This window comes from Nocardioides candidus, from assembly GCF_041321175.1.
GTDB lineage: Bacteria > Actinomycetota > Actinomycetes > Propionibacteriales > Nocardioidaceae > Nocardioides.
Genome location: NZ_JBGGWC010000005.1, coordinates 46,519 through 62,731, shown reverse-complemented (window position 1 = coordinate 62,731; position 16,213 = coordinate 46,519). Strand labels below are relative to the sequence as shown.

At 72.1% G+C, this 16,213-nt stretch carries 12 protein-coding genes; 3 read left to right on the top strand and 9 right to left on the bottom strand.

From position 1 onward, the window contains the following. Positions 1–21: 21 nt before the first annotated feature. Together dnaE and ACAX67_RS19675 are read left to right on the top strand one after the other, a co-directional pair. Positions 22–3,588, top strand: a complete 3,567-nt coding sequence (dnaE, locus tag ACAX67_RS19680) for a DNA polymerase III subunit alpha (protein ID WP_370705595.1) — start codon at positions 22–24, stop codon at positions 3,586–3,588. A gap of 26 nt (positions 3,589–3,614) precedes the next feature. Continuing rightward, on the top strand, positions 3,615–4,250 hold the full coding sequence (locus ACAX67_RS19675; RefSeq protein WP_370705594.1) for a hypothetical protein: 636 nt from the start codon (positions 3,615–3,617) through the stop codon (positions 4,248–4,250). 84 nt (positions 4,251–4,334) lie between these two features. Here the strand turns inward: ACAX67_RS19675 and ybaK are convergent, their stop codons facing one another. The 6 genes from ybaK to ACAX67_RS19645 all read right to left on the bottom strand — a co-directional run bounded on the left by ybaK (position 4,335) and on the right by ACAX67_RS19645 (position 9,273). Beyond that, positions 4,335–4,823 carry a Cys-tRNA(Pro) deacylase gene (gene ybaK / locus ACAX67_RS19670; RefSeq protein WP_370705593.1) on the bottom strand — a complete coding sequence of 163 codons (489 nt, stop codon included), beginning with the start codon at positions 4,821–4,823 and terminating at the stop codon, positions 4,335–4,337. A 7-nt stretch (positions 4,824–4,830) separates the two neighbouring features. Continuing rightward, on the bottom strand, positions 4,831–5,496 hold the full coding sequence (locus tag ACAX67_RS19665; RefSeq protein WP_370705592.1) for an LON peptidase substrate-binding domain-containing protein: 666 nt from the start codon (positions 5,494–5,496) through the stop codon (positions 4,831–4,833). 158 nt (positions 5,497–5,654) lie between these two features. Next, positions 5,655–5,780: a hypothetical protein gene (locus ACAX67_RS19660; protein WP_370705591.1), complete on the bottom strand. Its 126-nt coding sequence runs from the start codon at positions 5,778–5,780 to the stop codon at positions 5,655–5,657. A gap of 132 nt (positions 5,781–5,912) precedes the next feature. Continuing rightward, the gene (locus ACAX67_RS19655; RefSeq protein WP_370705590.1) at positions 5,913–7,334 is read right to left on the bottom strand and encodes an MFS transporter; all 1,422 of its coding nucleotides are present in this window, start codon (positions 7,332–7,334) and stop codon (positions 5,913–5,915) included. Positions 7,335–7,462: 128 nt separating this feature from the next. Further along, positions 7,463–8,929, bottom strand: coding sequence for an MFS transporter (locus tag ACAX67_RS19650; protein WP_370705589.1), 1,467 nt, complete (start codon positions 8,927–8,929; stop codon positions 7,463–7,465). 92 nt (positions 8,930–9,021) lie between these two features. Further along, entirely contained in the window at positions 9,022–9,273 is a 252-nt protein-coding gene (locus ACAX67_RS19645; RefSeq protein ID WP_370705588.1) for a hypothetical protein, read from the bottom strand. Between the two features lie 117 nt (positions 9,274–9,390). Between ACAX67_RS19645 and ACAX67_RS19640 the strand changes: the two genes are divergently transcribed. Further along, positions 9,391–12,108, top strand: a complete 2,718-nt coding sequence (locus ACAX67_RS19640; protein ID WP_370705587.1) for an ATP-binding protein — start codon at positions 9,391–9,393, stop codon at positions 12,106–12,108. A gap of 112 nt (positions 12,109–12,220) precedes the next feature. Here ACAX67_RS19640 and ACAX67_RS19635 read toward each other — a convergent pair whose 3' ends face one another. From ACAX67_RS19635 to ACAX67_RS19625, 3 genes are all read right to left on the bottom strand, one after another. Then, positions 12,221–13,354 carry a ScyD/ScyE family protein gene (locus ACAX67_RS19635; protein ID WP_370705586.1) on the bottom strand — a complete coding sequence of 378 codons (1,134 nt, stop codon included), beginning with the start codon at positions 13,352–13,354 and terminating at the stop codon, positions 12,221–12,223. Positions 13,355–13,450: 96 nt separating this feature from the next. Next, positions 13,451–14,098: a response regulator transcription factor gene (locus tag ACAX67_RS19630; protein WP_370705585.1), complete on the bottom strand. Its 648-nt coding sequence runs from the start codon at positions 14,096–14,098 to the stop codon at positions 13,451–13,453. Next, a complete protein-coding gene (locus ACAX67_RS19625; RefSeq protein ID WP_370705584.1) occupies positions 14,086–16,101 on the bottom strand; it encodes a sensor histidine kinase in 2,016 nt (671 codons plus the stop codon). The genes ACAX67_RS19630 and ACAX67_RS19625 overlap by 13 nt, the downstream gene beginning before the upstream one ends. Positions 16,102–16,213: the final 112 nt, after the last annotated feature.

The following is a 16,213-nucleotide window of genomic DNA, read 5'->3' as shown; positions in this document are numbered from 1 at the left end:
CTCGAGGAGCATCCAGCGCCGATGGCATCCGCCGGGGACTTCGTCCACCTGCACGTCCACACCGAGTACTCCATGTTGGACGGCGCCTCGCTGCTCGACGGGCTCTTCACCCGGGTGTCGGACCTCGGCATGTCGTCGATCGCGATGACCGACCACGGCAACCTGCACGGCGCCTACGACTTCTACTCCAAGGCCAAGAAGCACGGCGTCAAGCCGATCATCGGCATCGAGGCCTACCTCACGCCGCAGACCGAGCGGTCCGAGCGACGGCGGGTCCGCTGGGGCAAGGGCGACCTGGCCGAGGAGGGCGGCGACGACGTCGCCGGCGGCGGGGCCTACACCCACATGACGATGTGGTCCTCGACCACGGAGGGCATGCACAACCTCTTCCGCCTCTCGTCCCGGTCGAGCCTCGAGGGCTTCTTCTACAAGCCGCGCGCCGACCGGGAGCTGCTCAACACCTACAGCAAGGGACTGATCGCGACCACGGGCTGCCCGTCGGGGGAGATCCAGACCCGGCTGCGCCTGGGGCAGTACGACGAGGCCCGGCGCTCGGCCGCGGAGTTCCAGGACATCTTCGGCAAGGACAGCTTCTTCCTGGAGCTGATGGACCACGGCATCGACATCGAGAAGCGGGTCCGCGAGGACCTGTTGCGGCTGGGCAAGGAGCTCGGCATCCCGCCCGTCGCCACCAACGACTCCCACTACAACAACCCCGAGGACGCGGCGGCGCACGACGCGCTCATCTGCGTCGCCTCGGGCAAGCGGCTCTCCGACACCAACCGCCTCAAGTTCGACGGCGGTGGCTACTACATCAAGTCCGCGGCCGAGATGCGCGAGCTGTGGGCCGACCGGTTCGGCATGCCGGAGGCCTGCGACAACACGCTGCTCATCGCCGAGCGGTGCGAGGTGGAGTTCACCGAGTCGACCGGCGGCTACATGGCGCGCGCCGACGTGCCCGCGGGGGAGACCGAGGAGTCGTGGTTCTCCCAGGAGGTGTGGCGCGGGATCGAGTCGCGCTACCCCGGGGAGCGGCTGACCCAGGAGGTCCGCGACCGGGTCGACATGGAGCTGGCGATCATCTCCCAGAAGGGCTACTGCGGCTACTACCTCGTGGTCGCGGACTTCATCAACTGGGCCAAGGACAACGGCATCCGGGTGGGCCCGGGCCGTGGCTCCGGCGCGGGCTCGATCGCCGCCTACGCCCTGCGGATCACCGACCTGTGCCCGCTGGAGCACGGCCTGTTCTTCGAGCGGTTCCTCAACCCCGAGCGACCCTCGATGCCCGACTTCGACATCGACTTCGACGACCACCGCCGCGGCGAGGTCATCCAGTACGTCACCGAGAAGTACGGCGCCGACCGGGTCGCCCAGATCGCCACGTTCGGCCGGCTGAAGTCCAAGGCCGCCATCAAGGACGCGGCGCGGGTGCTCGACTACGGCTTCGCCGTCAGCGACCGGATCACCAAGGCGCTGCCGCCCGACGTCATGGGCAAGGGCGTCCCGCTGAAGGAGGTCTTCAACCCCGAGCACAAGCGCTACGGCGACGGCGGCGAGTTCCGGGCCCTGCACGAGCAGGACACCGACGTGCGCCGGATCTACGAGACCGCGCTCGGCCTCGAGGGCCAGATCCGCAACTGGGGCGTGCACGCCGCGGGCGTGATCATGTCCAGCGAGCCGATCATCGACGTCGTACCCATCATGGCGCGGCCGCAGGACGGCGCCGTCATCACGCAGTTCGACTACCCGATGTGCGAGGCGCTCGGGCTGGTCAAGATGGACTTCCTCGGGCTCTCCAACCTGCACACGCTCGAGGACGCGCTGGTCAACATCGCCGCCAACCGGGGCGAGACGGTGGTCCTGGAGGAGCTGCCGTTCGACGACCGGGCGACCTACGAGCTGATGGGGCGCGGCGACACGCTCGGGGTGTTCCAGCTCGACGGTGGCGGCATGCGCGCGCTGCTGCGGTCGATGCTGCCCGACCAGTTCGCCGACATCACCGCCGTCTCGGCGCTCTACCGGCCGGGCCCGATGGGTGCCGACTCGCACAACAAGTACGCGCACCGCAAGAACGGCCGCGAGCCGATCACGCCGATCCACCCGGCCCTGGCCGACGCCCTCGAGCCGGTGCTGGGGGAGACCTACGGCCTGATCGTCTACCAGGAGCAGGTCATGGCGATCGCGCAGGTGCTCGCCGGCTTCTCGCTGGGCGCCGCCGACAACATGCGCCGCGCGATGGGCAAGAAGAAGAAGGAGGAGCTCGACAAGCAGTACGCCGGCTTCGAGGCCGGCATGCTCGAACGGGGCTACCCGGCCGACGCGGTCAAGACGCTCTGGGAGATCCTCGTCCCCTTCGCCGACTACGCGTTCAACAAGTCGCACTCGGCCGCCTACGGCGTCATCACCTACTGGACCGCCTACCTCAAGGCCAACTACCCGACCGAATACATGGCCGCGCTCCTCACCTCGGTGAAGAACGACAAGGACAAGATGGCGATCTACCTCAACGAGTGTCGCCGGATGAAGATCCAGGTCCTGCCGCCCGACGTCAACGAGTCCTCCCACGACTTCACGGCCGTCGGCACCGACATCCGCTTCGGCATGACCGCGATCCGCAACGTCGGGGCCAACGTCGTCGAGCAGGTCGTGGCGGCCCGCGAGAGCAAGGGCCGCTACGAGTCCTTCAACGACTTCCTCGACAAGGTGCCCGCGCTGGTCTGCAACAAGCGGGTCATCGAGTCGCTGATCAAGGCCGGTGCGTTCGACGACCTCAAGCACAAGCGGCGTGCGCTCGTGGCGATCCACGAGACCGCTGTGGACCAGTACGTCGACATCAAGCGCAACGAGGCGATCGGCCAGGACTCGCTCTTCGCCGGCATGGACGACGACGGCGACTTCGGCGGGTTCGGCGTCAGCGTGACCGTGCCCGACCTCGACGAGTGGGACAAGACCACCCTGCTGGGCCACGAGCGCGACATGCTCGGCCTCTACGTCTCCGACCACCCGTTGCTCGGGCTCGAGCACGTGCTGGCCGGCACCGCCGACTGCACCATCGGCTCGCTCCTGACCGACACCGACGGCTCGGTGCGTCCGGACCAGTCGACGGTGACGGTGAGCGGCCTGGTGACCTCGGTGCAGCGCAAGATCACCAAGAAGGGTGATCCGTGGGCGATGATCTCGCTGGAGGACCTCGAGGGAGCGATCGACGTGCTCCTCTTCCCCAGCGCCTACCAGCTGGCGAGCCCCTACCTCGTGCCCGACGCGATCATCACCGTGAAGGGTCGCCTCTCGCGCAGCAAGGAGCAGCCCGAGCTGCACGCCATGGAGGTCACCGTCCCCGACCTCGACACCAACGCCGACGGTCCGGTGGTGATCAGCCTGCCCTCGACCCGGTGCACCGCGCCTGTCATCGCCGGCCTGCGCGAGGTGCTGGCCACCCACCCCGGCCTCACCGAGGTGCGGCTGCGCCTGCTCATGCGTGACGCGACCCGGGTGATGCGGCTCGACGACAACCTGCGCGTCTCACCGAGCCCTGCGCTCTTCGCGGACCTCAAGCAGCTGCTCGGTCCCCAGTGCCTCGCGGGGTGAGTGCAGCCTGGCAGGATGAGGGAGTGGTGACCGACTCCGAGGCCGTGGCCCCGCCCGCTCCGACTGCCGAGCGTCGCGTCCAGTGGCGGCCCGTCGGGATCGTCGCCGGGGTGGTGCTCGGTGCCTGCCTGGCGCTCGGCGCGCTCGGCGGCTGGCTCTGGTACCGGTGGTGGGGTCCGCCCCAGGACGGAGCCGTCTTCGACACCACCCACGGCCCGACCTGGTTCCCGCTGACCGACCACGCGTCGGCCCACCAGTTCGACGGTCCGGGGGAGTACGCCGTGATCGCGCTCGGCTTCGGCCTGCTCCTCGGCATCGGCGGAGCCGTCGTGGGCCGTCGCCAGGCGCTCGCCGCCTGTGCCGCGCTGGTCGTGGGCAGTGCGCTCGCGGCCGCGGTGTCCTGGTGGATCGGCACCACGCTGAGCCCGCCGGACACCTCGACCTACGAGACGAAGGCCAACGTCTGCACGGAGCAGCCGTGCAAGAAGTACGACGACGCCATCGAGGTCAGCGGCATCACGCCGCTGCTGTGCTGGCCGCTCGGGGCGCTCGGTGGCTTCTCGCTGACGATCGTCGTCGGCTCCTGGGTCGGCGACTTCCGTCGCGCCCAGGCCGGCCAGCGTGACTCCGGCAACTGGCTCGATCGCTCCGCCGGGGACTAGCTCACCGGAGAGCAGCCGCGCGGCCGCGCGGCCGCAGGGGTAGCCGGCGATCGCGCCGACGACGGAGCCGCGATGGGGTCGGTCTCAACGACCGACGGGTGCGGTCGTCGCGGCGGTGAGGCGGACGAGGTCGGCGGGGGCGAGCTCGACCTCCATCCCGCGGCGGCCGGCCGAGACGAAGACGGTGGCGTGGTCGAGCGCGGTCTCGTCGACGACGGTGGGGTGGGCGCGCTTCTGGCCGAGCGGGGAGATCCCGCCGAGGACGTAGCCGGTCGCCCGCTCGGCGGCCCGGGGGTCGGCCATCGCGGCCCTCCGACCGCCGACGGCGCGTGCGAGCGCCTTGAGGTCGAGCTGACCGGACACCGGCACCACGGCGACGGTGAGGGCGCCGTCGACGTCGGCGAGCAGGGTCTTGAAGACCTGCGCAGGGGAGATGCCCATCGCCGCGGCGGCCTCGCCGCCGTACGACTCCGAGCGGGGGTCGTGGTCGTACTCGTGGATCGTGAAGGTCACGCCCGCCGCGGTCAGCGCAGTGGTGGCCGGCGTGCCGCCGGACGGCTTCTTCCTCGCCATCCGGGGCTCAGTTGGGCGACCAGCGGGTGCGGGCCACCTCGGTGGCCGGCAGGGAGGTGATCACGTTCATCGCGCGCAGCTCGGAGCGGAGCAGCTCGGTCACGAGCACCAGACGCTCCTCGGCGTCGGAGGCCTCGAGGAGCTGCTGGCGCTCCGCCATGGGCAGGGGAGCGCAGGCGGCCAGGACCCAGGAGAGGTACGTCGGGTCCGTGGGCAGGGTGCCGCGGTAGGGATCGGCGGAGATCTCGCTGAGCGCCAGTCGGTAGGCGGTGAAGGTGGCCTTCGCGTGGACGACCAGGTCGTCGACGACCTCGACCGCCGGCTCGGGAAGGGTCTCGACCTCGCCGTAGGGGAAGAGGTCGCCCCGCTCGAGGCGCTCGAGCCGGATGCGGTCACGGCCCACGGCCACGATGTCGAACGTGCCGTCGGGGTTGGCCTCCACCTCGCTCAGCTGGAGCCGCACCCCGACGCGGAAGAGCGACTGCGCGCCGTGGTCGCCGACCTCGTAGCCCTCGCGGATCGCGACGGACCCGAAGACCCGGTCGGCGGGGTCCTCGATGCGCATCAGGTGGTGCATGAGCGCTCGGTAGCGGTCCTCGAAGACGTGCAGCGGCACGGTCACGCCCGGGAACATCACGCTGTTCAGCGGGAACATCGGCAGCCGGTCGCTCACACCGCCAACCTAGCCGTCGAGGTGACGCCGCGACGGCGACGAGCCGTGACGAGCAGCGCCCCGCTGCCCGGAGGCAGCGGGGCGCCGGCCGTCGGGAGCCTGTGGGAGAGGGCGCAGTGGTCGTACATGCGTCCTCTGTCTCGGCTGGGTCGGGCGTGTCACCGGATCCAGCGCGGCCGGCCAGGCCTGCGCGCGGACGGCCGGGTGCGGCGGCCGCGACGGGCTGCTGCTTCCCGCAGCTCGTCCTGACGGTGGCGTGCGATCGTGTAGGTGATGTAGTCCATCGGAGCTCTCCTTCTCGCGGTGTCTTGTGGTGCTCCCAGGCTCTCGCCGGGAGGCATCGGGTTGCGCCGGCGAAATCGCCGGGTTCGCCCGGCCGCATCGCCATGCCGGCGTGCTGCCTCGCCCAGGCGCTGTCAGCGTCGGCGGACGAGGGTCGAACCGAGGGTGGCAGTGGCGAGGGCGACGACGGCTGCGGCGGTGAAGGCGGCCGAGAAGCCGGACGTGTCGAGGGCGTCGGCTCCTGCGCCTGCGACGGCAACGCCGATGGCGGTGAAGGTAGCGGTGCCGAGCGCTGAGCCGACCTGGGTGGCGGAGCCGGCCAAGCCGGAGGCGAGGCCGGTGTGAGCGGCCGGCGCTGCCGAGGCGATGACCATGGTGGTGGGGGTGAAGCTGAGAGCAACGCCGACGGCGATGAGGAAGAGAGCGGGCAGCACCCCGGCGGCGTACCCGTCGCCCGGCACGTGGGCCAGCCACAGCTGTCCACCAGCGAGGATGACGAGGCCTGCGACCAGGCTCCGCTCGGGACCGAGCTTGCGCAGCATCCGCGGCAGCAGCGCCAATGAGAACGCGAAGCCGGTCAGCGAGGTCGGGACCATCGCCAGGCCTGCCTGCTGCGGCTCCATCGCGAGGCCCTGCTGCAGGTACAGAGCGACCAGGACGAACGACGACGCGCGAGTGGCCCCGCCGAGGACGGCCAGTCCGACGCCGGTGCTCAGTGCCCGGGAACGGAACAGCGCCAGCGGCACGAGTGGGTCGGCCGCGCCTCGCTCGGCGGCCACGAAGAGCGCGAGCAGGGTCGCGGAAAGGCCGAGGCCGACCAGGACGGTCGTCGAGGTCGGGTGACCCTCACCCGCTGCGAGAGCGGTGTGCACGAGCGCGAGGACCGCGCCCGTGATGGTCAGCGCTCCGCGGCCGTCGAGGCGGCGTCGTGGGCCGCGGACGTCCTCGTCGAGGACGCGACGGGCCAGGAGGACGGCTGCGATCGAGACGGGCACGGTCACGAAGAACACCGATGACCAGCCGAGGTAGCCGGCGAGGAGGCCGCCGGAGAGGACCCCGGTCGCGCCGCCGAGAGCGGATGCGGCGCCCCAGAGGCTCATGGCGCGGGCTCGCGCGGGTCCGGGAGAGGCGAGCAGGAGCAGCGCCATGGCCGCCGGGCTGAGTGCGGCCGCGCCGGCTCCCTGGACGACGCGCCCCGCGACGAGGAGCTCCTGGGTGGAAGCGAACGCGGCCAGCAGCGTGCCCACCGAGAACGCGGCGGCGCCGCCCACGAACATCCGGCGCCGTCCGAGGAGGTCGGCGACGCGGCCGAACAGCAGCAGCAGGCCCCCGAACGTGAGGACGTAGGCGTTGACGACCCAGGTGAGGCCTGTCGAGCTGAGCCGCAGGTCGGCCTGGATGGACGGGAGCGCGACGTTGACGATGGAGGTGTCGAGCATGACGACGAACTGGGCGGAGGCCAGCAGACCGAGAGCGACGAGGCGTCGCCGGCCCGACGCAGCGCCGTTCGAGCTGTCCGGAAGCCGAGCCGGGCGGGTGGGTGCGGTGGTGCTCATGGGGGGTCTCCGTAGATGAGAGGTACGACGGGATGCCACCGTCGTCGAGGCGGGTGCGGTTGGCGCCGGCGGAGCCGCCGGGATCCACCGGGAAGGCGCCTTCTCGGCGCCTTCCCGGCTCGCTCCGGTCAGTGACCGCGGTGGCCGCCGTGATGTCCGGCGCCGTGTCCCGCGGCGCCGGCCGGCTGGCGCGGGACCGCGATGGCGGCGAAGCCGGCCAGTGCGACCATGGCGATGGCGACGACCTGGAACACATGGGGGAAGGAGTCCAGCAGCCCCGCCCGGGTGGTCAGGTCACCGGCGACGGCGGTGAGGGTCGCGACGCCGAGGGCGGCGCCGACCTCGTGGCCAGTCATCATCACGCCCGAGGCGAGGCCCGAGTGCTCGGCCGGGATGCCCGCCATGGCGGCGACCGAGATCGCCACGAACATCGGGCCGACACCGAGTCCCATGAGGACGAAGCCGGGCAGCACGTCGGTGACGTAGCCGGGGTTCCTGTCCATGCTCGCGAGCATCAGCGCTCCCGCGGCGACCACGACCAGGCCGACGACCATCATGGTCTTGGGGCTGACCTTCCCGAGCAGGTGGGAGGCGACCATGGCGCCTGCAGTGATGGAGCCGGCAAGGGGCAGGAACTGGAGACCCGTGACGATCGCGGAGCTGCCCGACACGGTCTGGAGGAACAGGGAGCTGAGGAAGATCACGCCGACCACGGCGCCGGTGATGACGGCCATCACGGCGGACGCCGAGATCAGCGACCGGACCCGCCACGTGTGCGGCGGAACCAGCGGCGAGGGGACGATGCGCTCGATGACCGCGAAGGCGGCGAGGAGTGCGGCAGCGGCCGTGAAGGCGATCAGCGTGTGCGCCGAGCTCCAGCCGTGGGTCCGCGTGCCCTCGATCGCGTAGACGAGTGAGAGCAGTCCGGTGACGAGTGTGGCGGCGCCGGGCAGGTCGAGGCGTCGTACGGCGCCGGGGGCGCGCTCGCCGCGCTGCACCCGGCGGAGCGTCTGCGCCCCGGCCATGATCCCGATCGGGATGTTGACGAAGAAGATCGACCGCCAGCCGAAGCCTGTGGTCAAGACACCGCCGAACAGGACGCCGAGTGCGATGCCGAGGCTGCCGATGGTGCCCCAGATGGCGAGCGCGGTGGCGCGCTGACGACCGGCGTACGTCGACATGATGATCGACAAGGCCGCAGGGGTGAGCATCGCTGCGCCGGCACCCTGCGCGCCGCGCGAGAGGATCAGCGCGGCAGCAGAGGAGGCCGTCGCACTGACGAGCGACGCGGTGGTGAACAGGGTGAGACCGGTCAGGAACATGGTGCGCCGGTCCAGCAGGTCGGCCAGCCGGCCGCCGAGGAGGAGCAGTCCGCCGCTGAGCAGGACGTAGGCGCTGACCGTCCACTGGTAGTCGCCGCTGGTGAAGTCGAGTGCCGTGCCGATGCTGGGAAGAGCGACGTTCACGACGCTGACGTCGAGGATGACCATCAGCTGGGCCATGAGCATCACGCCGAGGACGGTCCAGGGCCGGCGGGTCTCCTCCGCCGACTCGTGGTGCGCGGTCTCGGCGACCGCGGAGTGTGCGTGTGACATTGGGATCTCCTGAGGTGTGGTCGGAGCCGGGTGGCTCTGGCATCGACCCTCGCCGTCACCGCCCGGTGGTCGCGCCGGTGGAATCGCCGGGTTCAGGGGACGAGGGTGAACCCGGCCGCAGCGACCGCGGCGGCGATGTCGGCGCGGTCCACGGGCGCTGTCCCGCGGACGTTCACGACGCCGGTTGCCGTGTCGAGGGAGACCACCTCCACGCCCGGCACGGCCAGGATGCGCGCGGCGAGGCGGGTTTCGTCGTCGGCGCGGCTGGTGGCGCCCTCGCCGTCGGGACCGCGGATGGCGAAGGTGGTCGAGCCTACGAAGGTGCGGGGGGTGCCGGGCAGCATGCGTACTCCTGGTGGGGACGGTCGCCCGCCACGCTCGTCGCTCGCACCACCGGTCACACCGGTGGAATCACCGGGTTCCTCCCCGCGGTGGCGGATGGTGTGAGTAGCGTCGGGCACGTGCTGGCCTGGAGGGAGCTCGAAGGCGCGACGATCGCCGCTGTCCTCGACGGCGCACGAGCCGGTAGGGGGAGCGCGCTGGTCGTCCACGGCGTCGCCGGGGTGGGGAAGTCGACCCTTTTGACCGACGCCGTCGAGTCGGCCGAGGGCATGCGGGTGCTTCGGACGTCAGGCGTGGAGTCGGAGTCGCCGCTGGCGTTCGCCGCGCTACAACGGCTGCTCCGACCGCTGACGGACCGGCTCGACGTGCTGCCTGAACCGCAGCGGGACGCGTTGGGCGCCGCGCTCGGCGCCGCGTCCGGTGAGGGGGAGCGCTTCCTGGTCTATCTCGCCACGCTGACTCTCCTGGCCGAGGCAGCCGAGGAGGCTCCGGTGCTCGTCGTCGTCGACGACGCCCACTGGCTGGACGACGCATCGGCTGCGGCACTGCTGTTCACCGCCCGACGGCTCCACGACGAGCCTGTCGCGCTCCTGTTCGCCGCTCGCGACGGAGACGCACGCCGGCTCGAGGCTCCGGACCTCCCGGAGCTGACGGTCGGTGGCATGGCGGGAGCGGACGTCTCGGCACTGCTGGCGGCCCACCTCGACGACGAGGTGGAACCAGCGGTGCGCGACCAGCTGGTCGCCGCCACCGGCGGCAACCCGTTGGCCCTCGTCGAGCTGGCCGGACAGCTCTCGGCCGGCCAGCTCGCCGGTCGCGTGCCGCTGCCGAACCCGTTGCCGCTGACCGGAGGAGTCGAGCGCGCCTTCCTGGACCGGTACCGGCGGCTCTCGGAGGCCGCGCAGCGGTTCCTGCTGGTCGCGGCCGCGGACGACACCGCCAGGCTGACCGTCGTCAGCGACGCCGCAGCATCGCTCGAGGCGGACGAGGCCGCGCTCGACGAGGTCGAGCGGGCCGGCCTGCTGCGTGCCGTGGGCGACGAGATCGCGATCTACCACCCGCTCGTGCGCAGCGCGGTCTACGGCGCTGCGACCACCGCGCAGCGCCGGTCCGTCCACCGTGCGCTGGCCGGCGCACTGGGCGGCGATCCCGACCGCCGCGCCTGGCACCTGGCCGCTGCAGCCGACCGCCCCGACGGCGAGGTCGTCTCTGCGCTGGACGGCGTCGCGGAGCGGGCTGCCGCGCGGGGTGGCCATGAGGCCGCGGCTGCCGCCTGGGCGCGTGCGGCAGAGCTGACCGCGGGCGGGGAGGAACGAGGGCGACGGCTCTACCTCGCGGCCTCCTCCTCCTGGCTCGGCGCCCATCCGGCTCAGGCTGCTGCTCTCGCCCGTTCCTCCGCGACCGACATCGCCGACCCGGTGCTGCGTGCCCGGCTGCTCACCCTGCAGGGCCAGATCGAGTGGAACACCCACTCGCTCGACGACGGCTATGACTACATCCTGCAGGCGTTGGAGAGCGCGGTCGGAGCCGACGACGCCATGGCCCAGCAGCTCGCGATGCTCGCCTCGGCTCTAGCGGCCTTCGGCGCACGCTCACCCCGACAGACCGACGTCACCGCACTGGTGCCCCAGCCCGGTCCGGACGCCGAGCCACGGTCCCGCGCCGCCGCCGCCCTGCTCCGCGGGTTCACCGCTACCGCCAGGAACGACTGGCGACAGGCCGTCGAGAACTTCCGGGCGGCGTACGCGCTCCTCGACTCGCACGCCGTCGACGACGATGTGCTGCAGCCGAACCTCGGCGTCGCCGCCATGCTGATCGACGACGACCTCCGCGGCATGCGCCTGCACGAGGAGCAGCTGCAGGCCGCGCGGCGGTCCGGCGCCCTCACGATGGCCGAGCACGCGCTGTCCCGCGGGGTCCTGTTCCAGATCGCCACCGGTGCGTGGACGCAGGCGGCCAACGCCGCGTCCGAAGCCGTCTCGCTCGCTTCCAGCACCGGCCACCCGGGTCTCACCGCGTTGCCGACCGCCCAGCTCGCGCTCCTGGCCGCGCTTCGGGGCGAGCCCGAGGATGCCGACCGTCACCTGGCGGACATCGCGGCCCTTCGCGAGCGGCACACGGTCGGCATCACCGACGCCCTCGTCACGGGGTTCGCGCACTGGGCGTCGGGACTCCGCGCCGCCGGCCAGCCGACCACCGCGCTGCACCACCTCGAGCGGATCGGCCTCCCCGCGGTACGCCGGATGGCTGCTGTGGACCGGCTCGAGACCGCCCTGCGGGCGGAACGGCCCGACCTGGCCCGCACCTGGCTCGAAGAGCTGGAGAGCTTCGCCGCGGCGAGCGGCGCGCCCGCAGCAGTCGCAGTAGCCGAGCACGGCCGCGCGCTCCTCGCCGACGCCGACGAGGCAGAGGAGCACTACGAGCTGGCGATCGCAGCCCATGCGGACTCGCTGCGGCGGCCCGACCGGGCACGCACCGAGCTGGCGTACGGCGAGCACTTGCGCCGCGCCCGTCGTCGGGTGGACGCGCGATCTCACCTCCGTACTGCCCTCACCCTGTTGGACGAGCTCGGTGCTCGTCCGTGGAGCGACCGGGCGGCCCAGGAGCTGCGTGCGTCCGGCGAGACCGCCCGCCGCCGCCACGCGTCCACGGCGACCGAGCTGACTGCGCAGGAGCGCAACGTGACCGCACTAGTGCGTCAGGGGCTCTCCACGAAGGACGTCGCCGCCCAGCTCTTCGTCAGCCCTCGCACGGTCGACTTCCACCTGCGCAACGTCTTCGCCAAGCTGGGCGTCACCTCCCGCGCCGAGCTCGCTGCGCTGCCGCTCGACACCTAGCACGCTCTCTTTCGCTGCTCCCTCGAGCGGGCCCATGACGTCCACGGCATCCGACGCAGCGCCCCGCTGCCCGGAGGCAGCGGGGCGCCGTCGTACGCCGGTGGTCAGCGGGTCAGAGCGACCAGTAGACCAGCTTGCCGTTCGGGCCGTCGGCCCGCTCGGCGCGGTGCTGTGCGAACGGGACCTGGCGTTGCTTGAAGCCCAGCCCGGCGAGCACGTTCACCGTCGCGAAGAGGTTGCCCTTGGCGATCTCCAGCGCGGCCGGCTGGTTGATCGAGGCGAAGACCTCCGGCTCCCCGCCGCCGGCGGGGTACTTGAGCACGAGGCCGGCGAACAGCTGCGCGACGTAGATGTCGCCGTTGCGTGCCACCGCGAGGCCCGTGGTGTCGGACAGGCCGCTGATGACCTGCTCGGCGGCGCCGGTCGCGGGGTCGATGACGAAGACGCCGCCGGCTCCCGGGAACTCACCGGCGAGGGTGCTGACGTAGAGCATGCCGTCGGCGCCGAGCTCGACGTCGGTGGGCACCGGCTCGGACAGGAACGTGTGACCGACGGTGCAGTCGGGCAGCCCGAACTGTGCCGCGATGTCCGAGGTGACCTCGCCGGGCATCGGCGGCAGGACGGTGAGGGCCTTGACCTTGTGGTCGGCCACCGACCACACGACGTTGGCGGCCGCGTCGGCGACGTACGTCGTGCTGCCGATCGAGGTGGTCCCGTAGGGGTGCGACTCGATCACGCCGGTGTGGGACGGCGGGCCGAACGTCTCCGGGTCGATGCCGGCGGCGCAGTCCTCGGAGATGTCGGTGAAGCCGTAGAGGGCGTCTCCGTCGGGGTTGCGGTTGGTCTCGGCGCGGCCGAGGTTGCCGAGGCGCTCGACCTTTCCGCGGCGGATCATCTTCACCGACGACGCGGCCTCGGTCGGCGTGGAGTTGCCGGTGACGGTGAAGATCAGGCGCCCGGCGTGCCGCGAGAGACCACCGAGCTCGGCCTTCTTGACTGCGTAGACCGGGGTCGTCGGGTGACCGGACTGGATGTTGAGGATGGGGCCGCCGAAGTTCTGCGAGACGTAGGCGGCCTCCTCGCGGTTGAGCGCGAGGCTGAGGGGCGCGACCAGGTGCCGGGCGAGCACCGTCGGTCCGTCCCCCTCGCGGGCGTGGGCGGAGCTGGCGGGCACCGTCGCGGCAGCCGCCAGTGCGGCGCCGCAGGCGACCAGGGCGCCGAGGCGCTTTCGAGCAGATGACTTCATCGCATCCCTTTCTCGGGAGTTGGGGGGCTGAGGGATCCCGAGAAGGTTCCCCATCCTCTGCGGGGAACGGGCGGGTGCGTGGCGGAACGGGAAATTTCACCCACCCCGCAGCCAGGTGAGCACCGCGCGCACCCTGCGGTGCTCGTCGGCGGAGGGCGGGAGGTCGAGCTTGGTGAAGATCCGCGAGATGTGCGCCTCGACCGTCTTGACCTCGACGACGAGACGCTCGGCGACGCCCGCGTTGGAGACGCCCTGCGCCATCAGGTCGAGCACCTCGCGCTCCCGCACGGAGAGCCGCGTCAGCTGGTCGGCGAGCTGCTGGCTGCCGAGGAGGTGGGTCACCACCTCGGGGTCGAGGACGGTGCCGCCGGATGCGATCGTGCGCAGCGCGTCGAGCAGGACCGCCACGTCGACCACGCGGTCCTTGAGGAGGTAGCCGAACCGGCGAGGGTGCTCGCGCGCGAGGTCGGCGACGTAGCGGCTCTCGAGCGACTGCGACAGGAGCAGGATCCCCAGGTCGGGGTGGGCCTGGCGCAGCGCGAGGGCCGCACGGGCGCCCTCGTGGGTGAACGTCGGCGGCATCCGGATGTCCACGATCGCGACGTCGGGCGACGTGGCGGAGACCTGCTCGAGCAGGCGGTCGGCGTCCGGGGCCGTGCCGACGACCTCGTGCCCGGCCTCGGTCAGCAGTCCGGCGAGGCCCTGGCGGAGCAGCCCGGAGTCGTCGGCGATCACGATCCGCACGGCAGCACCGCCTCGATGGTGGTGCCGGCGCCCGGGATCGAGGTGATCGTCACCGTGCCACCACTGGCCTCGACCCGGTCGCGGAGCCCTCGGAGACCGCTGCTGTCGTCGTCGGCGCCGCCGCAGCCGTCGTCGGCCACCCGGAGGCGCAGGCCTCGTCCCTCGGGGCGTACGGCGACGTCGATCCGGGCCGCCCCGGCGTGCTTCTGCGCGTTGACCACGGCCTCGGCCGTGACGAGCCACGCCGTGAACTCCACCGCCGGGTCCCACCGGTCCGGCGGCGCGGTGACGTGCAACGGCACGGGGGAGTGGCGTGCGACGTCGTCGAGGACGGCGGCGAGCCCGCCCTCCACCAGCGCCTGCGGGTGCAGCCCGTTGGCCAGGTCGCGCAGGTCACGGACGGCGTCGCGCGCGGAGGTGGCACCGGCCGCGAGCGCGCGCTGCATCCGGTCAGTGTCGCCGCTGAGCTGGGCGGTCTGGAGGTCGAAGGCCAGCGCGAGCAGGGACTGCTGGGCGCCGTCGTGGAGGTCGCACTCGATCCGGCGACGTTCCTCGCGCTGTGCCTCGGCGATGCGGGCTCGGGACCGGTCGAGCTCGGTGAGGTGGCGACGCAGCTCGGCGCGGAGCCGGGTGTTGTCGAGCTCGGCGGCGACCAGCGCCCCGACCCGGGCGACCGTGTGCTCCTCGGTCCGTTGCCGGTCGTAGCCGATCCATGCGACGACGCGGCCGCCTCCGCTGCCCTCGCGGAGCACAGCGACCTCGTGCGGTCGAGGTGCCGCCGCCCGGCCGGCCGCGTCGACCGGACCCTCGACGCCCGGATAGCTCACCGCGATCGAGGGGTCGGCCAGAGCCGTGCGGAGCAGCTCCTGGGGGTCGAGGCCGGCCCGGTCCTCGGCCAGCGCCCGGCGCACGACCCGGGTGGCGTCGTACGCGCGGCGGTTGAAGCGCCGGTCCACGCGCTGCTGGACGCCGGAGCGCAGCGGTGCGAAGAGCAGCGCGGCGGTGATCGCGCCGACCGCGGCGGTGGTCTCGGGGGAGGGCGCGTCCTCCCAGGTGATCCGGCTGCCGATCCACACGATCCCGGCGAAGACCGCCGAGAGGAGCATGGACAACAGCGAGTAGGTGGTGGTCGCGGCGACGATGCGGTCGACGTCGTAGAGCCGGTAGCGCAGCACCGCGAGCCCGGCCGTGACGGGGATCAGCACGAGGAAGAGCGCGACCGATGCCAGCACCAGGTAGCTGTCGTGGGCGAAGAAGACCGCGTAGAGGTGGAGGGGCACCAGGGCGGGCAGTGCTCCGCCGGCGAGCGCGAGCCACAGCAGCTGGCGACGCCCCTCGGCGTCGCTGGAGCGCCAGCGCGCCACGAGCGCCACGCCGCCGAGCACGAGGGCGACCGCGACCACCCCGAAGGTGAGCAGGCCGATCGTCCCAGCGGGTCCGGCAATGGCATCGATGGTCCAGGGGTTGCCCTCCGCGTCGTACGGCGCGTTGAGCGGGTGGTCGCTGACCACCGAGAAGACGAACGAGACCACGGAAGCCACGACGGACGTGGACCCCACCAGACGCCAGCGCGGCGAGAGGTAGGTGCCGGTCGGGGTGAGGAGCAGGATCAGGGTGAGGATCGGCCACCACGGGTAGAACGACTTGTCGCCGAGCACGGCCGCGACCCGCGCGCCGCCGAGCGCCGGGGGGTCGAGCACGGCGGAAAGGCTGAACCACTCGTCGACGAGGATGGTCGCGACCAGGGACACCGAGAGGCCGGCGAAGAGCCACCCGACGGCGTGCCGTGGGTGGGTGCGGACGATCGCGAGGCCGACCGCGGCCGGGCTGAGCACGGCGACCGCGACGAGGTAGACCCACGGCGAGGGGATGATGTCCACCCGGTCGCCGTAGCCCCGTTCGACCAGGGTCTGGTCGATGAGCAGGCTGACGACCAGTGCCGCGACGTCGACCAGGAGCAGGGCGCCCGCGATCGACACGGCGACCCACTGGCTCCTGCGCATGCCGCCATCGTGGCCCGCCCGGGGCGTCCGCGCGTCGGGGTTAACCCGAATCCACAACGACGAGCCTGCTCGGACGCGCCGAGCCCCCCAGCGGGCCGATGCTCGAGAGGTC